This window comes from Paenibacillus sp. ACRRX (assembly GCF_022346885.1).
Taxonomy (GTDB): domain Bacteria; phylum Bacillota; class Bacilli; order Paenibacillales; family Paenibacillaceae; genus Paenibacillus_B.
This window is the reverse complement of the sequence record NZ_JAKRNK010000015.1, coordinates 33,320-55,839: the sequence shown is the minus strand read 5'-3', so window position 1 is coordinate 55,839 and position 22,520 is coordinate 33,320. Positions and strand designations below refer to the sequence as shown.

Sequence of the window (22,520 nt, the reverse complement as noted above, 5' to 3'; positions counted from 1 at the left end):
TCCTTAATATTTGTACTATCCGAAAGTTTAAATACAATTTTTTCTTTTGATATACGTGGATCATCAACTTCATATTTATACTCTAAAACGTTATTCTTTCTGTTATAAACAAAACTTACTTTCGCTGTAAAGTCTTCGCTAAAATCTTCAATATTTTTCATTTCCATATCTATATATTGTGAATCTTTAATCAATATCACCTTAGGTATACTTGAATTTTTTTTAAAGTTTCTAATTGAAATATGTTTTAGTTTTCTTAATTCTTTTTCTGATGATAATAACAACATCTCACTAAAATTAATTCCTGATATTGAAACCTCTGTCCCTTCTGAAATATTGCTGGCATCTATTTCATCATAGGAAAATTCTTTTCCCGACCTGATCCAATCAATTTTATATGCTTTATTTTCTGTATTTTTAGTTATAATTTTAACTTCATTTCCTAAAGAGAATGCTGAAAAAATGGCGAGCCCCTTACTTCCTAAAAGCATTTCTCCATCAGGATTTCTAAAATTCCCTTCCCTTTTCTTTCGCGATTCACTAGCAGTTCCTAAATCGGTAATTTCTTCTACTGTAAAGCCCTTTCCATCATCAATTATTTTAACTTCACCAAGAGTAGTATCAATTATTACGGTAACAGCATTCGCCCCCGCGTCAACACCATTTTTTAGCAATTCCGAAACAACTACGAATGGGCTTGTGACATTCCCTAAAACACTTGTTAGATTTTCAGCAGGCAAATTAACTGTGACAGTAGGCATTATTGTTCTCCCCTTATTTTTTTCGTAATATTAATACTGTTTCAGTATTCATTGATGACACTGCACCAAGATTCCCAACCTTGGAAATTCTCCTTGGTATTCTTTTATATGGTATCTCTCTTTTCAGTTTTGCTTCAAGAGTCATATTATTAGAAAGTGTGAATTCACTTGTAATTTCATCTAACTTTATTTCCTTATAATCAACTCGCCTATTTCCTAAAGTTAATATCATTAAATGATTACTCTTTAAAACTCTAATCATTTCTTCTAGTGCTTTAAAATAATCATTAAAAAAAGTGATTACTTTCATTTTTTTCGAATCACTAATACTGTTTAAATACCTACTTAATGTAGGCGTACTACAAATCAATTCTTCTTTTTTTCTACCACCTAAACTCAAATTATCAATAGCAGAATAATTACTTAATAAAGCGTCATCAGATATAGATAAATCAGATCTATCTATCCAAAATAAGCTCAATATCGAAAACTGTCCGTAGGTTACAGTGGTACCGTTATCTCCATATGGTGGGGAAGTACATATTAAATCAATGCTATTAGAATCAATTTTACGCATTTCAAATAAAGAATCTCCTTGAATTATTTTTTTATTAGTAGAAGATTCTGGATGTAAATCATGATGTCTTTCTTTTATGATTTTTATAAAATCACTAATTACCGTATTCTGCATTAAGTTAATTTTTTCTTGTTCTTTTATGTGTAATTTAAAAGTAGAGCTACGGGTGTTACTAAACTTTCTAACAATATCCGAAAAACATGACCAAAAATATAATCTGTTTTTTTCATTTTTTTCTAGTACTATGCTTTCTCTAATTATGGTTAGATCCTTAATAATGTCTTCCCTAAACCATTTGTTAATATTAGGGAAATTCATCGGTTCTATATCTATATTGGTAAATTTATTTATGTTTTTTATGACTTTCTCGATACTGTTATAAATAGTATTGAAGTTTACACCATATAACTTAACCTTAGTTATTAAGTTTGCAAGTGGATTAATATCTATTCCTACAAGATCCATGCCAAACTTATCTCCCTCAACCAGTGTGGTACCCGAACCATGGAAAGGGTCAAATATATTGTCTATATTCCCTTCGAATTCATACAAATCTTCAATCAATTTATGTTGCATGGGTGCCACCATCATTGCAGGGTAATTTGCTATTTTGTGTATTCCATTTGTTTTAAAGTTCTCAAAATCCCAAAAATTCCCTCCGTAACTGTCAAGTTTGTTTTGTATAACGCTCATAAAGGCCCTCCCAATAATCTGAATTAATCAGCAGTAACATCTTTTATCCAGGATAAAACCGTATACATACTTTGTAATGTCTGCATACGTTTTTTTGTACTTGACTTTCTACTCTCAGTATAAACAATATTTAATGAACAGAATTGCTCAATAATCGTCAGTGTATTGGTGATCCCTATTGCTCATAAATCAGTCCAATTTTTATCTGAATTTCATACGAAATCTCCTATTGGCATATTTCGTGTCCAATCTTTCATCTATTGAAACAAAATAAAAGTGATCTTAAGCTAAGATAAAACTATCTATATATATATTACCATAATTCCGATAATAAGTAGTCCAAATTTACTATATAGCTATAACCTACACAATAAGCATGATGTGTTTAATAATAGTGCTTGATCTATTCTCAGGCTTATTTAAGCCGTGCTTTAGTTTAGATATTTGTATTCCCATATCTCGAATAGAGTTCAAGGACTTAGACAACCAACTTCCTTGATCATGAATGAGATTAGCTAATATCTTCTGAATTACACTTTTATATTCTGAAATGCTCTCAGAGTGAATGAACAAAGTTGATAAAGAATATAGTTCTCTTTCTATTTCCAACACATTTATAAGCTTACCATTATGCAAAACAACTTCTGCCCATACATATCGCCTTCTAGTAACACCATCATTTAAATACTTAAATTTTCTTTCACCGCCAGTAGCGGGCAAGATATCTACATGTGCACGTACAGACTTAATATTTTGAACTTTTTCCAATAATTGCAGAGCTTGTATGAATTCATCTAATTCGCCCTGTACTTTTATCTCATGAAGTGGTTTGTGCTCTAGAGCACGCGCTATCTGATGACCACCAATATCTGCAGTAGAACGTTTACCTTCATCGTCTAAGTAATATACTTTGGTATTCTCATCTTCAAATGAACGTTGCTTATCAACATTTTTACGGATTCTTGTAATTTTAGGCTGTAAAGTGTACTCATGACTTTGGTTCTCCATATCTACAATATCAAAATCACTTGTTGTCCCATCGAATTCTTCACTGAGTTCAACTTCCTCATTTTCAGCATATTTACTTTTATTTTTCAGAATGTACTTTTTAGGCTCATTTGAACGTTGATGATTATTTAACTTCGGATGTGTGAATGTAATTTCCTTAAACGGCAATTGCTTATTCAATACACTTAGTATACGTAGAATGGTATATCCATAGGAGTTAGGCTTTACTAATGCTTTCACGGTTATAGACTGTTGAAATGCCCAGTCAAACATCAACTTACCGTTGTTCATATAACAGGGTTTTATACTCTCGAACACTTGCATAATATCAGGATGCGAAACTAACCAAGCTAGATGTAGTAAAAATTCTGGTCGAGTGTATTTGAATTCATAGAGTGAAGTAAATTGGAAATGTATTGTCTGGTCTTCAATTTTGTGATGGAAATATAGCGGAAAGGAATTTGGTTCAAAGATCTGATACAACAAAAATCGATTAGGTGCCAAAATACTTCGGATTACCTCAATTAAAGGGAGTGTATACTTTTCCCCTTCACATGTAACGGTAAAAGATTGTGAAACATCTTCGTCTCTAGCCCCTTGGATTCTCCATTCTTTCTCTGAATAACGCACCGATTGAGGGTTTATCGTAACTTCAATAATTTCGGAATCATCAGGTGAGAAAGCCTTCATTAGATTTCCATCTTGATAATAATGCTGTATAGCTAATAAAGGAAGAGTTCCCCAGTCAACTTCTATACACTTGGTAACTCCGTTAGCTCTAAAGTATGCTCTTATCATCTGCTTGCCATTTCTCTGAATTGGAGAACGAATCCAAATTAATTGCGCCAATTCTCCTTTGAAGAAAGGCCAGTTACCTTGCTTAACTGTTCTATAGCTCATCGGTGCACCATCCTTGTCTTATGTGTGTATATCTTTCAAGAAGTGGTTTTATTTGATGAAAATGATGGGTTTTTATGCCTCCAATTCTTTGAACTTTCCAAAGTAGAACCGGTTCCTGCTGAAGGATTATTTGATCAATAATCCTTTTACATCTTCTAATTTGAAACTGTTGAACACTTTCCGTAATTTCAGCGAGTAATTGTTTCGTCCGTGGCAGGTTATCTAATTTAAGGTTAAGCATTGTTGATTTTCCAAGTTTCCTTGCTAGAATGGATTTGGATATTCGAATAGAAGGGTGATGGTGAAGCAAATAGTTATACAACTCTGTTATCCTTTCAAAATACTCTTCATCCCGCAAATTCCAATTGACTCGATAAGTCTTTTGTGAGTTTATTATATTCTTCTTATTAGATTCCGTCGGGCTGGATCGGTCTGGTTCTGTATTAATAATTTCTTTATCCTTGTTGAAAAATACTTTCTCTTGAGATACATATTTCAATACAGTTTTACTATCTACACCCAACGTTCGCGCAATTGCTCTAATACTCATGGAGGTCGCTCTTAACTGCTGCAACTTATCCATCCATACTGATCCAAATTTTTTAACTCGTCCAATTCGATATCGATTTTGTTCGTTATGGTCAGGACCTTTGCGGGAATATACAAACCCACACGAACATGAGAACGTACCGATGGGATCGCCCGTTTTGTAATCTCTTGAAATTTGAATCTGCGTTATGACGTCATCACTATAATGAGCTGCTGCCTTATTCAAGCAGGGCCAGGGTTCCTGACCAAATATACCCTCTAAACTTCTAATATTCAGTAAACCCTCTACATCCTGACTAAGAAAAGACAACATGAGTAAATGTCGTAAAGGATGGACATGACGCTCACATTTTCTTGTAAGGATCCGAAGCCAATTGTATTCATAATTCATGTCAATTTCAGACTCAAGCTTCTTTAGCAGTGTTAATGGCATCTTTGAAATAAACATATGATGTAACTTCTTCTGTCTGATTGACATAGATGCTGTTACTAAATTTCGCTCCCTTAATAAAAGCAAAAATTTAGTACGTATTTTATCCCGATCCAGCACATCAATTGGTACTTTCATTAGCTGGTCTGCCATTCGCGCAAGTTCAAGTTCGGCCTTAATATCAGGTTCAGAATTATCTGTTGGGTTAATGCTCAAATCCATTACAGTGTGATTAAAGCGAATGAGCGCAATTCGACTACCAGTAGACCATGAAAGAGGGTACTTTCGTAACGCAAATGAATGTTTAGCACAATAGGAAATTCCCTCAAGCTGATGTTGTCGATGGATATACGTTTCTCCATACACTGCAACGTCATCTTGCACACATGCTGGACAATAAAACAAACCTACCTTTTTACAAATGCCACCTGCAACAACTCCTAGCCTTGTATACAGTCCTTGACCTTGACCAGCAACATCACATACAATAAGCTGCTGCTTTTCTCTAGATAAAAAAGGTGCATAGTACGGGTATATTGTATGCTTCTGTAATATCTCTCCAATTGTATAACTATTTCCAATTCGATTTATAAATCCTTCTAAATGAGTGCTTATTCCGGCACTCGGAATAACATTTCTTGATCCGAATACTTCCTCCAACGTATCTTTCAAATCTAGATTTCCAATATAGTAATGATATCTAGCTACTGCTGAGTATAATAATTCATCGGGATAAGGATTGGTAAAGAACGTAAGCAACCTGTTCACTCCTAGCAACTTTAGATTTATTACCATTTTTTCTAAAGTTGCTAGGTTTTAATCGATCTTCAACATCAACTTCCTACTTGATGAAAAAATTCAACTAATGGATCTTTTATATAATACTTTGCCTTAAGTACTTCATATGGGTGCTCCTTCTTTTTCAATGCCTGTTCATATATATTGAGTAAGGGGAGAATAGGTACTTTCACTTTTACTTTGTGTTGCATTTCTTTATAACACTTTGATAGCTCTTCTAAGCATTCCATCTTAAGAAGATCGTAGTTCGTATCAATCGGGTTACGTTCAACTATTTTCTTAACAATGATTTGAATTTCATTTGACTTAAGCGATGAAAACAAGCCTGCTGCAGCTAACTCAACAGCAATGCGTTCACTAATATCCTTCTGTTTATATTCAACAGTGTTAATTCTCTCTTTAAGAGCGTTTCTTACTTTTCCTTCATATTCAATTCCTTGTTTATGCTGGAGCATAAGATCATCCAAATTAACCATTATGTCTTCATATCGAATCATATCTCTAACGTTATTTGTACGAATTGCCTTGATCATCGGCTGAATAATTTTCATATCAACTTTCGCTGTAGTACGTATGTCCAACGGAGTGATCACTTCATTCGGATTATTTTCGTCAAACAACACTCTTTCCTGAGTAAGAATGAACAAGTTAACAGCTATAGCAGTAATCCCTTGGCATTCGTAGTAAAATGTTTTCTTAATTTCATCTGTCAACTCCGTACGCGACTTCAAACATTGAAGCTCCCAAAGTGTCTCAATGAAAAACTCCCATTCTGCACTTTCTTCACTCATTCGATCCCAAACAATAGACCCATCACTTCCTGCGCGACGAGCTTGTCTAAAATTCCCCTTAAATAATTGTTGTGCTTTAGAAGTACCTATTAGTACCGTTGGGATTCCGACAGTATTAGACAGTGTAACAAAAAAGTTTAACATCTCTTCTTGATCATTCTTAGAATTCAATAGGTGTTGAATTTCATCAATAACAAGTACTCCAATGCCATACAAACTCGCTAAAGACGTCATGTGCAATAGCATCGAGGATGTAACTCTCGTCAAATACCCAAACTTATCTAGATATCTAGTACCTAAGATACGATCAATCTCTTCAAAAAAGCTTTTGCATAAAGTTGATAGGTTCCCATCATAAGGACAATCGATTTTCAGCCAAACAATCTGTGTTCGATTCAGAGGTATATCACGATAAAATTCATGCTTTATAACCTGTGGGTACATCTGTAATAATCGTTCTATTGCCGTTGTTTTACCTATTCCAGATATTCCAATAATCGATAAACTATCTGCTGTTGAGCCTATGTAAGTTAATCGATCTTTCATATACAAATGTCCTTGATCTTTCTCATCACGCATCTCTGCAAGAACTCTTAATCGTTCGAGAAAATTAATGTTTAAAGGATTTCTAGCCAAGTATCCTCTACGTATTAACGTGGACAATCTCCGTTCGACTAAAAAGTGAATAGGCAATGGCTGAATAAAACTCTTTACTCGCTTTAGTACATGATAGCGAAGGTTTTCTGGTGATAATCGATCAGAATCAGAAATAATCGGAGTATACATAAAGTGCTCTAACACTTCATCTTCACTAAATATAGGTGGCAGTGCCTCGATAAATGGATTATTTGTATAGTCCTCTAATTCTTGCTCCTTGTACACAGCACGTTCCGCTACAATTTGATAAAGATAGTTATCGTTTTCCAAATTGTTCATCTCGCTTTTTCTTTAGTTTTTCCATTAAACGTGCATTATTAGAACTAGGTACCGATTGTTCGTCCGCTTGTACTCGTTTGCTTAATTTAATAACTTCAGCAGGCTTTTCTCTTATTGAATTTTTTGGTAGCAAATCGAACTTTTCGCGGGATCTTTGAAGTTCCTTTTCGACTTTACGGTTAACTCTAATACCTTTTAGCTTAGAAGCCTTGCTCAATAATCCATTATCATCCTGCTTTTTTTCTGATTCTGCTTGTCTGATTATAGTGGAAATTGCAATGTCCGTATTAATTGTCACTTCACTCTGCTTCGCTTGATCTGCTAACTTTGCCTCCTGAAGCAACTCTCGATAGAACTCTACTTCTTCTAATGCATCTCCTTTATACTCCTCATTTTTCGCCAGTAAATAGCACATATCATATGTTCGACCATTCTGATGAAGAATATATATTTGAGATACATCTCTAGGATCGTAAGCAATTTCTATACTTTTATTTTTTACTTTTAAGTACCACTGCTCCTGAATAGCCTTGTCAGAACTATAGGATAAACCTTTGAACTTAATGCCTGCTCGTGTAATACGAGCATTTCCCTTAGGCAGTAGATTAAGTCGATACACGTTTGGATCGGTAACTATTTGTAATCGACCTTTTTTGTTTTCTTTTCCCCAGTTCCATAAGTGAATAGGAGTTGCGGTCAATCCACTTGTAATCATCCCTTTTTCAAGTGGATATTTCTCAATGATAGTTTGATTATGCTCCAACACTATGTGAATCACTATCTTAGTGAATTCCTTTAAATTAAGCGTAGCATCTAAACGATAATCTCGATCGCCTCTTTGTCTAAACTCTTTCTGGATAGCGCCAGGAGAAGTTCGTTTAATTCTCCCATTCATTGTGCGAAAATGACGTTCAATGATTCCTTTAAGGTCACCTCGATAAGCAGAAGTATTTTCAATTTTAATTCTTAAATTATTTATCAACCCTTCAACTGCGTAGCCCTCAAACTCACCTCGATCAGCTAGTATAATATCTGGTAAGTGTTTTGCTGGCCATTGTGTTTCGTTAATAGGAATCTCATACTTTGAACAATACTCAACTTTATCTGTTATCATATTATCCAGTGCCATCATCGCTCCAACCCATGAAGGACCCTCTAGTCCTACATAAATTCCTGTTACCATTCGTGAGTATACATCAATGACACCGTAAACCACTGGTCGACCAATGATTAATGAACGATCAAACGAACTAACCAAATAGATATCAGCAATTGTCGCATCAACCTGATAACGAGCTCCAGGGCCATCAACTTCACTTAAGGAGTTACTCAGTAAAGGTCTTTTATTTGATTCAAAGTATTTTGTACTTTCTCGAAATAAAATATCTGCTTTATCGTCCTTATTTTTGTTATACCAATAATAAAACTGATGGTATGTAGGTATTCTTGTTCTATCCCATACCTTGAATTTTTTAACACCATTCTCGTAATAAACATCAGAATAAAAATCTCTCAAAAGAAGGTCATAAGTGTCTGCTAAAGATTGTTTTTCCTTTTGTCTGTAATATTTCTTTATAACATGGAAAAACTGAAGTTTAACCTCTTCAGTAATATTGATACCTTGATTACCATCTTGAGATCCGTATTTCCTTGGCCTGCCAACTTTAACATCAGTCAGAACCCTTGTTTTTCCTTTACCGCCAGAGTAAATATAATCTGGTAACAAAGCATTTTTCACTAGACCTCTTTGCCAAAAACGTGTAAAGATACGCTTGATCTTTAACTTATTTGTGTTATGTTGAACAGCTAATTGTTCGATTATTGCTTCTCTTTTCTGCTTTGTTAACAACTCAGATCTATAAGTATTCCAGCCATAACTAACAATATCCCATTCTGAATCACGCTTCATAACGATAGTGGAGGATAAATTTCGGTCATCATAGTTCCTTGCATAAGGATCTGGAATAGGCAGCAAAGTTTCAGCCATAATTTCAGTATCTAGAACAGATATCTCAACTTGTTTTGGCATAGAAGTATCACTGTCCAGATCTACAATATATGCATACGGTGAATTAAGCTCCACAATACGAAATCGATTATTTTTCTCAATATTTATGTACTGGTATACATGATTGAAATAAATCACATCGCGTCCTCCTTACTTGAGTAATCTCGAACAACAGCAAGAATAGAAACAATCTTTCTGATATCAATAGCTTCTTTTAAATCTACCTGAATACATTTTCGAACTAATAGATGCTTGTACAATGAGAATGCCATTCCGATCCTTAATCCAAAGTCTTCTTCAACTTGGTTAAATACTTCCTTTAGTGATAGTGTCTCTCTAAGTAAAAGGTTGATCATATGAATGCTCATATCTATGATTTCAATTTCCTCAAATTCTTGAAACCCTTCTATGTCTTTTAATTCATAGTAACGATGAATCAATGCGATATTTTGAGCTAAATTCTTAGGAATTTCCTCTTCCGTAACGATTCCCCAGTCAATACCTTGACGTTCCCAATACCGTCGCTCAATCTCAAACTTCTCTAAAACACGCTTATCAGCTAAGTCATTCTTATACTTTAAGGTTCTTGCAGTATGAAGTATTTGATCATTTCTTTCTGTGGTCACAATAAAGTCAGTCGTCATAATTATTGGTTCCTGTGTCTTAGGGTGTTTAGGATGGTCAAGGCTAAGTTCCTCTGCAATTAATAATGTATCCTCACCATTCAACGGGTACTGTTCTCGAATATCGACAACATAATCAGAAAACTCTAATATATAAAAATAGTTCCTTTCTAAATCTGAAAGAAACTCATATTGCCGTGGGACTTTGATACCTTTCAAGCGTGTAGAACGACCAAGTGATGATACATCTTGAATCTTTAGCCATGGTTTATAATCGATTCCCTGACCTTGACCCCGACCATCCTTAATTTTCTTTTCAATCGACTCTGTTCTTTTTCGCTTAGCCATTGTAATCACCCCACAAAACAAAATAAAAAAATAGCCCTCAAGGATAATATATCCTCAAGAGCTATTATTATCAAACATTATTATAAATAATCAAACTTTGTTCTAAATTATCAATACTTAATATAAATTATCAAACATTATTTTAAAGCTACAACAATTCTATTACAAGCCCCTTAACCTACTCAACCGTCACACTTTTCGCCAAGTTCCGCGGCTTATCTACGTCGTTGCCGCGAGCTAGCGATGCATAATATGAGATCAGTTGCAACGGAATAACCGACAATGCCGGGCTTAAATGTGAAAGTGTTGTCGGCAGCACAAACGTGCCATCTACCGCTTTCGACACAAGCTCAGCGTGAGCTTTGTCGGTTACGGCGTATACAACACCGCCCCTTGCTTTCACTTCCTTGATGTTGCTAATCATCTTCTCCACCAACGAAGATTGAGTGACCAACGCGATCACCGGAATCCCCTCTTCAATCAACGCAAGTGTACCATGCTTTAACTCACCAGCAGCGTAAGCCTCAGAGTGTATATAGGATATCTCCTTCAGCTTCAATGAGCCTTCCATGGCTACCGCATAATCAACGCCGCGACCGATAAAGAACATATTATCGTGTGTGGCCATTTCTTCCGCGACCCGCTTCAGCTCATCAGCTTGAGCAAGGATACTTTCTACCTGTTCAGGCAGTGCTTCAATCGCAGCAAGCTGATGGCGCAGTTCAGCAGTTTCTATGCGCCCTGTCGCCTCTGCCCAATACAAGCTCAACAGCATAAACGCAATCAATTGTGACGTATATGCTTTCGTAGACGCAACCGCAATCTCCGGTCCTGCCCACGTCACAATGGTGTCATCTGCTTCACGCGCGACAGAGCTGCCAACTACGTTCGTGATCGCAAGCACCGCAGCACCGCAGCGCTTCGCTTCACGGAGTGCAGCAAGCGTATCTGCTGTCTCGCCAGACTGGCTGACCACGATAACTAGCGTCTCTGGCGTAATGATCGGATTCCGATAACGGTACTCGGATGCAACATCCGTCTCTACTGGAATCCGGATCGCTTGCTCGATCAATGTGCGTCCGACCAAGCCCGCGTGATAAGCCGTTCCGCAAGCGACAATATGCACGTTACGAATTTCCCGCAGGCGTTCATTTGTCAGCACCTTCAGCTCCGTCAATTTGACACCGTTCAAACCTTCCTGCAAACGACCACGCATTGTGTCGCGATATGCCTTCGGCTGTTCGTGAATTTCCTTCAGCATGAAGTGGTCATATCCGCTCTTTTCCGCAGTCATCGAATCCCAATCGACAACAATCATTTCCCGAGAAATACTGTTGCCTTCAATCGTCATCAATTCGACAGCTTCCCTAGTCAATACAGCCATCTCATTGTCGTTTAATATATACACGCGGCGTGTATATTGTAAAATGGCCGGTATATCCGAACCAATAAAATTCTCGCCCTCTCCGATCCCAATAACAAGCGGGCTGGCACAACGAACTGCCACAAGTCGATCCGGCTCATACTCGGTAAGCACACCCAGTGCAAATGCCCCACGAATGTGAGTAATTGCGCGCTGTACCGCCTTAACGATATCACCATCGTATTCACGGGCAATCAGGTGAGAAATGACCTCCGTATCCGTCTCTGATATGAAGGGCACGCCTTGTGCCATCAATTCCTCTTTCAGTTCCATATAGTTCTCAATAATGCCATTATGAACAACTGAAAATTTCATTGTCGCATCTGTATGGGGATGTGAGTTCTCATCCGATGGTTTGCCATGTGTCGCCCAACGCGTATGACCAATACCAACTCCACCTGCAAGTGGCTCATCCTCTAAGCGCGTCGCGAGATTCGCCAATCTTCCTTGCGCCTTACGAATCTGTAGTCCTTCATTGGTAAACACGGCAATACCAGCCGAATCATAACCACGGTACTCCAACTTGCTTAATCCATCCAACAGTACTTCCTGCGAATTACGAGTTCCAATATATCCGACAATACCACACATAGTAAATAGCCTCCGATTATGTGTCTGCGCTCAGCAGCGCAATCGAATCGTTAGCCTGTCTGTTGGTCCTTATCCATCCAGATTAATGGCGCTCCATCAGACTGGAATCCTTATGCTGTTATCTTTATTACTCATGACCAAATAAAGCACTTGTCATGCTCAAAGGTCAACCTTCATCTGTTCCAGTCTGACAAAAACGAACATGGACACCGGAACCTGTCATATAGGCATATTTAAATATAGCGTCATCGACTGACACATTCGCCCTTTACACATCGTCCACCTGTTCCACCACTAAGGCATAGACAGCACCACCAAACAGAACGGCCCTTCCCCACAGGAAGTCCGCTTCGATTCATATTAGGCGCGTTTATGCAAGGCAGACCATTTAGTTTAGTAAATTATTAATCCTATATAAATGATTCCTTCGCGTATATGTGAACATACTTAATCACCAAGATCGAGCGCGTTGTCCAACAAGTTGCCTCATTGATTTCCGCTATCTCGTTACGGTGCCGGTGGCACACCGGGAGGTCCCCGCCGAACAGGTTCGAACACCTCCACCTCGTCCACTTGTCGCTGGTTGCCGTCCGTAGCGTACAAGTGCTGGCGCTTATATGGCAAAGCTTATCCTGCGATAAGCCTTCTAATATGCAGTACAACCCTACCTTTCTATAAATGAATAGGTATTACTTACTCCGACCATCGTCCGGCTTCTTGACTTGGAACAAGGCTGACACGGCAGTTCATCTCATGCTCCCGATAGGCGGAATATGCTCTATTATATGCAACCCGCTCCCGAATGGCAATACACAAGCTAAAAAAGCTGTATCCCTCTTAGCACTACAACCAAGAGAAATACAGCTTTTCAAATAATAATGATAAATTATTGCAATTCGTTAATGACTACATCTGCAATCCGTTTCACGTAAGCTTCCACGACATCCGCCTCAGGTCCCTCTGCCATAACGCGGATGAGTGATTCCGTACCAGATGGGCGTACCAATACACGGCCGTTATCTCCTAGCTCTGCTTCTACAGCGGCAATAGCCTCTTCGATAGCGGCGTTGCCCGCATACTTACTCTTGTCACCTACGCGGACATTAACAAGCACCTGAGGATACTTACGCATCATAGACTTCGCTTGAGACAACGATCTGCTACTGCTCACTAATGTATCGACCAATTGAATGCCGGATAACATACCGTCTCCAGTCGTTCCGTGATCAAGGAAGATGATATGGCCGGATTGTTCACCACCAAGCGTGTAACCACCGCGTCGCATCTCCTCCATGACATACCGGTCGCCAACTGCCGTCTTGGCAGACCTTAATTCATACTTTTCCGTCGCTTTGTAGAAGCCAATATTACTCATGACCGTAGAGACAATTGTGCTTGCAGGAAGGCGACCTTCACGGTTCATCGCATCACCGCAGATCAACAATAGGTGGTCTCCGTCCACTTCCTCACCCAATTCATCAATCGCAATCAGGCGATCAGCATCACCGTCAAACGCCAAGCCAAGATTCGCCTTATGGCGAACCACTTCCTCACGCAAGCGCTCAGGGTGCGTCGAACCACAGTGGTCGTTGATATTTAACCCATTCGGCTCTGCGGCTATTGTAATGATCTCTGCTCCTAAATCACGGAACAACTGCGGTGCAAGCTCGTATGCTGCACCATGTGCACAATCCAGCACAATTCGGAGTCCTTCGAATGAATTTTTGACTGTTGTCTTCAAATACTTCGAATACTCCCACTTCAAGTCTGTATTCACGGTAACTGTGCCTAATCCTTCACCAACAGGGCGAGGCAGCTCATCTGCTGCCGCATCAATCAGCGCTTCAATCTCCAGTTCCGTCTCATCAAGAAGCTTGAAACCATCGCGTCCAAAGAACTTAATGCCATTGTCCTCAACAGGGTTGTGGGAGGCCGAGATCATAACCCCTGCATCCACACCCAGTGTGCGCGTTAAGTATGCAACAGCTGGCGTTGACAGTACCCCCAACTGAATAACATCTGCACCTATTGAGAGCAGACCTGCTGTTAAGGAAGCCTCCAACATACGTCCGGAGATGCGTGTATCCATCCCAATTAACACCTTAGGTTTCGTTACTTCCTTTGTTAGCACATATCCTCCGCAGCGGCCGATCTTATAGGCTAACTCTGCGGTTAATTCTTTATTTGCAACGCCACGAACGCCGTCTGTACCAAAATATTTCCCCATATGGATAATCCCCTTCTAATTCATACTATTCTGACCCAAGATGCTTAACATATTTAACGCAAATCAAACCTGCATGGTGCCTGATCTTTTTATCTGTCTGTATATCTGTCTTTTTAAATATCTTTTTCTGTCTTATATATTAAATTCCATCACGTATATCTGGATGTCAGCCTTCTGGATGATCTTGTCCACCAGAATGCTCATTCTCATGGTTGTCTGTTTCCCTGACACTTCCCCCTGGCGTTGGGCGATCTCCCTCCGGCTGTTGGCCATCGGTTGTCGGATTAGGCGGCGTTACCGGATCAGTCGTGGTCGGTACATCCTTATCCTTAATCTCAATTGTCGCCGTATATCTCTCTCCATCCGCCAGACGGACAAATCGCGGCAGATTAACCTGCAACGTGACCGCATGCTTACCTGGAGGCAAATCATTGATGTTGGCAATCAGTTGAATGTCCTCCACTGTCAATGCGTCCACTACGCTTGGTGAGCCAACTACTGTTACGTTGAACTTACGGGAAGCCGGTTCCGTAATATTAGTAATCAGCTTATCGTTGACGCCAGTAAGTGCGATCGGTACGTCTCCGATGACCCGCTTCTTATCTTGAGCAATGGTCACCTTAACAAGTATCGTACTTGGCTCCATTTTCTCAATGTTTGGCGGCGACGTCAACTTGACATTTACGTTATAGGTACCCGGTGCCGCGAAGGTTGAGACATCCAATTGCGGAACATCATAGAACTCAATGGAGTCGAGCGCAGCTTGAGGTCCATATAAAGTAACCTGATTCACGTTAGGTTCCAGCGCAGCAACCGACAATCCAGCAGGCAAGTTTCCTCTGACGTTCAACTGGAGTGGAACGGTCTTAAACGGCTTCGTAATCGGGATCTCAACCTCTACGACTGATGGCGTGATAATCGCATTCTTGACCTCACGTCCCGCTGCATCAAAAGCCGTCAGCTTTACTTGTTTATGGAGAACCGACTCGTTAGCCTTGTGAATATCAACTATGGCACTGACTGACTTGATCTCCTGCATGCGGGAAGTAGGCAGCGTCACATGAACGCGGTTGGATGGCCTTACAATCGGTGTTCCTGCCTTGTAACCGTCCGCTGGTTTGCCCTCCGTCTTAATCAATACTTCATACTGCTTCGTCTGTACCTCTTCCAACACCACCGTAACGGAAGAAGGCTGCATAGAACGCATGTCTACTCCAAGCGGCACTTCATATTTCAAAGGGATACTATGCTTGCCAGGACCGTATCCTGTCAGATCAAGCACTACTTTATAATCTTCAGGCAGTGCGGAAGCGATGGTTGTACGCTTTCCGCTTACTTGAATGCGGACATCGCTAGGACTCATGCTGCGCATCGCCAACTGTTGATCATCTAATCCAATCGTATTTATTTTAACAGAATCAATCCAGCGGGTTTCAAATAAAGATTGCTGTGTCACCGTGTTCGGATCTTCCTTATGTACAACAGCAAACAACAATACTCCGAGCACAAGTGCGATAATCTTGGCTGCTGTATTGTTCATCAGCCACTTATCCATTTTGCTCACCCTTCCGCTTCCAGAACATACGCAGTTCTTTCTTTACTTTCGGCTTCAGTTCTCCGAACAGCTTCGAAATGAGCGATTCTTCCTTGATATCGCGAACTACCTGTCCGTTTAACGCCAGTGATACTTGTCCCGTCTCTTCCGAGACAATGATGGAAATGGCGTCTCCGACCTCACTTATGCCGATCCCGGCCCTGTGCCTTGTACCCAGTTCTTTGCTAATAAAAGGATTCTCCGATAACGGCAAATAGCAGGCGGCTGCAGCAATCGTATCACCACGAACTATAACAGCCCCATCATGAAGTGGTGTATTTGGAATAAAGATATTAATGAGCAGCTCCGAGCTCATTTGAGAGTGCATCGCAATACCGGACTCAATATATTCATTTAGACCTGTATTACGTTCAAACACAATTAATGCCCCTATTTTTCGACGTGACATATAATTGACTGCCTTAATTAACTCTCCAATAACACGCCCAGTCTCATCCAGCTCAGAATTGGAGCGGCCGCCAAATAACTTGCCTCGCCCGAGCTGCTCCAGCGCTCTGCGCAGCTCCGGCTGAAATATAATAACAATTGCCAATACCCCAAAGGTAAACATCTGGTTCATCAGCCACTTCAGTGTATACAAATCAAACCAGGTACTGATTGCCCAGGTTAATACAAGCACAAATATACCCTTGAGCAATTGTACCGCCCGTGTTCCACGGATTAGAACAAGTAATTTATAAATTACGTAACTAACGATTACAATGTCAATGACGTCCTTGATAGCGTCTTTCCAACTCATGTCTGCGAAATAATTCATGAAGGTACCCCCGGAGTTCCCTATAAGATCAGCCTTCTCTATATGTATAACTATAACCTTTTCGTCAGCTGGACGCAAAATTCCTGCTCTGTACACAAAAAACTCTCCCGCCAAAAACACGAGAGAGCAGTCATAAACTTTTAACCTCAATCCGCTCCACCTTACGGTGCAGTTGCATTACCTGGGAACAGACTTGAGATTTGATACCAGATCCAGCTCATAGCTTCATCTATTTGCTGTACCGATCCGGTGATGTGCGCCGTAGACGCCTGATATACTTTACCGTCAACAACAGTCACATTCCCTTCCACTTCACCATAAACCTCAGCGAGGCCATTATGAATGGTTAGGTCTCCTTTAACCACTTTGCCGTTCGGAACGATGACCTTGTTATCTTGAATGACAACTCCGTCGAGTTGTTGGCCTTTCACGAGCAATTGCTTATCAGCATTCCACATGCTTAGCGCACTCGTCATCATCACAAGTACGAAAACAGCGGCAACGGTTATGGCCGGATGGCGTCTCACCCACTTAAACATCGCGCTTTGCTTCTTAGGCTTCGGGATCACGCTCATAATACGTTCGGTCAATTCATCCGTTGTCGGCTGCAAACGATGATTGAATCCGTACAGCAGCTGTTCCGTTTCTTCCAACTGACGGAACCGCTCACGGCAAGCCGGGCATGCAAGCATGTGCTCTTTCAAGTCTAATGCGCATGATCGCTCCAGATCGTCATCCAGTAAGTTGTGCATCAATGAGACGGCTTGTTTGCAATCCATTTGAGCCAAATCCTTTCATCAGGTGTTCAAACGAAAGTTCAAGCTCACCTTGTCCGGATGTCCGCACAAAGACACAGCAAAGAACTTTTGTTGTTATACGATACGTCACGCACATCAAATCGTTTCAAAGTTTTAACCTGTTATTTATTTCATATTTTGCGTTCGAGCTTCTTACGCAAAAATTCGCGCCCACGATGTACTCGTGTTTTGATAGTCGTGACCGGCATATTCAACACATCACTTATCTCTTGAAGGGACATATCCTGCAAATACCTCAGGACCATAACCGACTTGTATTTGGCAGGCAGGCTGTCAATCGCTTCATGGATCATTCGCTGCGTCTCACTGACAAGCAAATATGTCTCTGGCGTCCTGTCATCGCTAGGAATCATGGAATAGCCATCAACACCCTCTTGGTCGTTCATTTCTGCATCTAGAGAGTAGCTTGGCTTTCGTTTTCGCAAACGATCGATACACAGATTCGTCCCAATCCGATAGATCCATGTCGAAAATTTCTGATTCTCATCATATCGATCCAAATTGCGATATACCCGCAAAAACGTATCCTGTACAACATCCTCCGCTTCATGCCTGTTGCTTAGCATACGATAAGCGAGGTGAAAGATCTTGTCTTTATACAGTTCGACTATCTCGGCAAACGCGCTTGTATCCCCCTTGCGGGCTAACATAGCAAGTCGTTTCTCTAACGTATCCACCAACAGTCTCCCTCCGTCCTCACTGCTCATGATCGACCGTAATTCGTTTTGCTTTCTGCTCTGCAATGACGATACCGGCCAAAATAAGCAGGATTCCAAGCCATTGGAGCAACGTAACCTGTTCGTGAAGCAGCACATATGCCACAACCGTGACAACAGGCAGCTCCATCGCACATATCATGGAAGCCAGGCTGCTTCCAATGCGCGGGATGCCTATATTAAAGGTAACTGTCGGAATAATATGGGATAACGATCCCAACAGTAATCCCCATAACAATAAGTGTCCCACGTCAGGTGGCAATTCCATACCAACCGCAATAAACGGCACATAAATACCGTAAATAACAGGCAAAGTTCCCGTCATCATCATCGCTGAACGCATGACCGGATCATGATGGGTCTGAATTTTGCCAGTTAAATATAAGAATAAACTATAAGTTATGGCTGATGCTAGTCCAAGTACTATTCCGGCAAATGTAAACCTCTCCAGGTTGTCAGACGTGATCCCTACAGCTAATACGGTGCCTAGCAGTACAATAAATATGGATAACCACTGATAACGATTAGGCCAAGTTCTGTGTGTCACACATTCCATAACCAACGTTATCCATGTAAATTGAAACAATAAAATAATCGCAAGCGATGCATCAAGCTGCTGAAGTGCACTGTTATAAAATATGGTGGTCAATGAAAGACCAAATATCCCAACAAACAATAGCTTCCATCCACCATGGGCAAATGGATTACGCCATGTATGCGGGCGTAGAAGCACCATAATCCATAGCACAGCCGCCCCTACAGAAATCTGACTTATAGTAACTTGAGCCGTCGAATACCCTTCTGCAAAAGCAAGCTTTACGATTGATGATACAAATCCGTAGCTAGATGCCCCTATAAGCACAAAGATGACGGAGAGCCAATACATGGCACTCTTTTTCATGGATGCACAACTCCTTTTATCAGTGACACAGGAAAGTCGAGCCCTGCATAGCAAGACTCGACTGCATCATAGCTGCACTTTATGTTCACGGTTGACCGATTCAAGATCTACAGGTGTAATACACTAAGCACACTCCCAATAGATACAATCAGCCTGTGTTTCGGAGACCCGAAGCAATCCCGTTAATGGTCAACAACACCTCGCGCAGAAGCTCTGGATCATCCTGCTCCTGTTCGCGAAGCTGACGTAATTCTGTTAGTAGTTGAACCTGCATATAACTTAGCGGGTCAACGTAAGGATTACGCAGCTTAATCGATTCTTGAATAACTGGCACATTATCAAGAATCTCTTGCTGACCTGTAATTTCCAGCAGCAGCTTTGAAGTGAGGTCGTACTCTTCTTGAATACACTTGAATATGCGCTCACGGATTGTGTCGTCTTTAACCATCGCGGCATACTCCTTAGCAATGATTAGATCCGCCTTGGCCAATGCCATTTGCAAATTATCAATCATGCTGCCAAAGAATGAGTAGTGCTCATACATATGACGGAGCGTGTCCATATTCTCCGCCTTGTTCTGGTAGAACGATTGCAGCGCTGTTCCAGCTGCATACCATGCAGGAAGCAAGTAACGACTTTGCGTCCATGAGAATACCCACGGGATCGCACGCAAATCTTCGAAGCGGTCGCTATTCTTGCGTTTGGAAGGCCTTGAACCGATATTTAGCTCGCCAATCTCCGGCAGCGGAGTCGACTCTTTAAAATAGGTCAGGAAGTCAGGATCACGGAAGATAAGATCCTGGTACTTCTGCTGTGCATCCTTTGAGATGTCAGCCATCCATTCTTCCCACTTCGGCTCACACGCTTCTCCCTGAGAGGAGCGTGCCATCACAGCCGCTTGCAGCAGAGCTGATGTGGCCTGCTCTAAACTGCGGTAAGCTATACCTTGCATGGAGTAACGGGAAGATAGTACTTCCCCTTGTTCGGTGATCTTGATGCCTCCACCAATCGTATGCGGCGGCTGTGCCAGTATGCTGCGATTAAGCGGCATACCTCCGCGACCGAGAGCTCCTCCGCGGCCGTGGAAGAACTTCAGCTTGATATCATAATCTTGTGCCACTTTCGTTAAATCATTAAGCGCTACGCGCAGCTCCCAGTTGGCAGTCAACATTCCGCCGTCCTTGTTACTGTCAGAATAACCAAGCATGATCTCTTGCAGGTTGTTCATCGCGTGTATCGCTTGACGGTAAACCGGCAACTCGAATAAGCTCTTCATAATGCCAGGCGCCTCATGCAGATCCTCAATCGTTTCAAATAGAGGTACTGCCTGTAATGTACAGTGTACGGTTCCGTCTGAATTCTTGCGGAATAAGCCTACTTCTTTCGAGAGCAGCATCACCTCTAGCACATCACTCGCACCCTGCGCCATACTGATCAAGTAACTCGTAATACAGTTAACCCCGAATTCCTGCTGTGCCTCAAACACTATACGATACACATCAAGACATTCTTTTGTTGCTTCACTGTAACGAATGTAAGGCGATGTTAACGGTCGTGGGTCGTTCAGAAGCTGATTTAACAACACGATCTTTTCTTGTTCTGGCAATGAGCTGTAATCATCTACAATATTCATGTTGGCCAGAATTTCAGTCATAGCATTCTCATGTTCCTTGCTATGTTGACGAATATCCAATGTAGCCATATGGAAGCCGAACAATTCAGCTTGTCGGATTAATTTCTTAATGTGCGTATCTGCCGCGTAATCCGCGAAATGATGGCGCAAGCTGCGATTAATGATGGATAGATCATCAATAAACTCAGTAACCGAGTTATATCGTTGGCTTGTACCCTTTGTTTCATCGACCAGCACATTGCGCAGCTTCTCTAACATATAGGACAGCTTGACACGATAAGGTTCCTTGTCGTTTAACCAAGCAGGAACATATTTTAAAGTGACTCGCTGCTTGTCAGATGCAATTGATTGAACTAACTCATCGCTTACTTGCACAATCGTTGTACTGAAGCTTAATGAACGCATTATCTCTTTCATACGTTCTTCATACTTTCGAATTGCTAAGCTGCGATGCATCTCAAGTGTCTCCCAGGTAACGGAAGCAACAACAGATGGGTTCCCGTCACGGTCTCCACCAATCCACGAGCCAAAGCGAAGGTAAGTTGGAACATGCCAACTACGACTGGCATAATATTTATCAAGGCAGCGTTCAAGCTCATGATATACATCCGGAAGTACATCAAATAACGTCTCGTTGAAAAAATACAAACCGTTACGCACTTCATCGATGACGGTAGGCTTGCGATCGCGCAGCTCGTCAGTCTGCCACAAAGTGATAACCTCGTTAAGTAACTGATCACGCAGTTGCTGACGTTCCCGGTACGTAAGCGTTGGGTTGTCCAATTGCATAACATCGTTTGCAATCCGCTTATTAATATCCAATATGGCACGACGCATCGCTTCCGTTGGATGGGCCGTCATAACCAGTTCTAAAGAAATGCTGGACAGAATCTCCTCCAGATCTTCTACCGCCAATTTACGTTCCTTAAACTCAAGGATAATACTTTCAATTGAACCTGGTTGAACCGTCTCTCCCGCAGATCGTTCATAATCGCGCTTACGACGAATACGATGATTCTGTTCTGCGATATTCACAAGCTGAAAATAAATAGCGAAAGCTCGAATTACTTGGTGACGAATTTCAGGATTTAACGTGTTGATGAGCTGCTTAAATTCATCGTACAACTCCGGCAAAAATACGGCACGCAGTGATTTACTTAATTCACGAATCTTCTCCACGATATTCAGCAACTCATTGCCGCCCTGATGGACGAGCACTTCGCCAAGGATATTCCCAAGGAATCGAACGTCTCGCCGCAACAGGTTGTTGGAATTCGCTTTGTTTGCGGTTAACGTTAAGTCAGTCATTCGTCTCCCCCTCTTATCCAACCCAGTTTGCACTGTTTTTTAGACTTTCTTACCATCATACTACAATCTGTGGCGAAAATCTTTACTTTTATTTGAAAAATCAAACCTG

The 22,520-nt window shown here is 40.9% G+C and carries 15 protein-coding genes; all 15 read right to left on the bottom strand.

Annotated features, from left to right (window positions below):
- Nucleotides 1-761, bottom strand: a 761-nt coding sequence (locus MH117_RS25900; RefSeq protein ID WP_239333926.1) for an ATP-binding protein, incomplete at its 3' end; no start/stop codon positions are given.
- A 13-nt stretch (nt 762-774) separates the two neighbouring features.
- On the bottom strand, nt 775-2,031 hold the full coding sequence (locus MH117_RS25895) for a DNA methyltransferase (protein WP_239333924.1): 1,257 nt from the start codon (nt 2,029-2,031) through the stop codon (nt 775-777).
- Nucleotides 2,032-2,394: 363 nt separating this feature from the next.
- The gene (locus tag MH117_RS25890) at nt 2,395-3,939 is read right to left on the bottom strand and encodes a Tn7-like element transposition protein TnsE (RefSeq protein ID WP_239333922.1); all 1,545 of its coding nucleotides are present in this window, start codon (nt 3,937-3,939) and stop codon (nt 2,395-2,397) included.
- A complete protein-coding gene (locus MH117_RS25885; RefSeq protein ID WP_239333920.1) occupies nt 3,929-5,677 on the bottom strand; it encodes a TnsD family Tn7-like transposition protein in 1,749 nt (582 codons plus the stop codon). The genes MH117_RS25890 and MH117_RS25885 overlap by 11 nt, the downstream gene beginning before the upstream one ends.
- Nucleotides 5,678-5,751: 74 nt before the next feature.
- Nucleotides 5,752-7,443, bottom strand: coding sequence for an ATP-binding protein (locus MH117_RS25880; RefSeq protein ID WP_239333918.1), 1,692 nt, complete (start codon nt 7,441-7,443; stop codon nt 5,752-5,754).
- Nucleotides 7,421-9,589 (bottom strand): Mu transposase C-terminal domain-containing protein, encoded by a 2,169-nt coding sequence (locus MH117_RS25875; RefSeq protein WP_239333916.1) that lies wholly within the window; start codon nt 9,587-9,589, stop codon nt 7,421-7,423. Before MH117_RS25875 ends, MH117_RS25880 begins: the two co-directional genes overlap by 23 nt.
- Nucleotides 9,586-10,422, bottom strand: coding sequence for a TnsA endonuclease N-terminal domain-containing protein (locus MH117_RS25870; RefSeq protein ID WP_239333914.1), 837 nt, complete (start codon nt 10,420-10,422; stop codon nt 9,586-9,588). The genes MH117_RS25875 and MH117_RS25870 overlap by 4 nt, the downstream gene beginning before the upstream one ends.
- Nucleotides 10,423-10,600: 178 nt before the next feature.
- Nucleotides 10,601-12,436 carry a glutamine--fructose-6-phosphate transaminase (isomerizing) gene (gene glmS, locus MH117_RS25865; RefSeq protein WP_239333912.1) on the bottom strand — a complete coding sequence of 612 codons (1,836 nt, stop codon included), beginning with the start codon at nt 12,434-12,436 and terminating at the stop codon, nt 10,601-10,603.
- Nucleotides 12,437-13,322: 886 nt separating this feature from the next.
- Complete coding sequence (gene glmM, locus MH117_RS25860; protein ID WP_239333910.1) at nt 13,323-14,663, bottom strand: phosphoglucosamine mutase; 1,341 nt, start codon at nt 14,661-14,663, stop codon at nt 13,323-13,325.
- A 166-nt stretch (nt 14,664-14,829) separates the two neighbouring features.
- Complete coding sequence (locus MH117_RS25855) at nt 14,830-16,218, bottom strand: CdaR family protein (protein WP_239333930.1); 1,389 nt, start codon at nt 16,216-16,218, stop codon at nt 14,830-14,832.
- Nucleotides 16,211-17,035, bottom strand: a complete 825-nt coding sequence (cdaA, locus tag MH117_RS25850; RefSeq protein ID WP_239333908.1) for a diadenylate cyclase CdaA — start codon at nt 17,033-17,035, stop codon at nt 16,211-16,213. Before cdaA ends, MH117_RS25855 begins: the two co-directional genes overlap by 8 nt.
- A 161-nt stretch (nt 17,036-17,196) precedes the next feature.
- Nucleotides 17,197-17,814, bottom strand: a complete 618-nt coding sequence (locus MH117_RS25845; protein ID WP_028543349.1) for a polymer-forming cytoskeletal protein — start codon at nt 17,812-17,814, stop codon at nt 17,197-17,199.
- A 149-nt stretch (nt 17,815-17,963) separates the two neighbouring features.
- Nucleotides 17,964-18,560, bottom strand: coding sequence for an RNA polymerase sigma factor SigW (gene sigW / locus MH117_RS25840; RefSeq protein WP_275444859.1), 597 nt, complete (start codon nt 18,558-18,560; stop codon nt 17,964-17,966).
- Nucleotides 18,550-19,470 (bottom strand): EamA family transporter, encoded by a 921-nt coding sequence (locus MH117_RS25835; protein ID WP_239333906.1) that lies wholly within the window; start codon nt 19,468-19,470, stop codon nt 18,550-18,552. Before MH117_RS25835 ends, sigW begins: the two co-directional genes overlap by 11 nt.
- 148 nt (nt 19,471-19,618) lie before the next feature.
- Nucleotides 19,619-22,411, bottom strand: a complete 2,793-nt coding sequence (ppc, locus tag MH117_RS25830) for a phosphoenolpyruvate carboxylase (protein ID WP_239333904.1) — start codon at nt 22,409-22,411, stop codon at nt 19,619-19,621.
- Between the last annotated feature and the right edge of the window lie 109 nt (nt 22,412-22,520).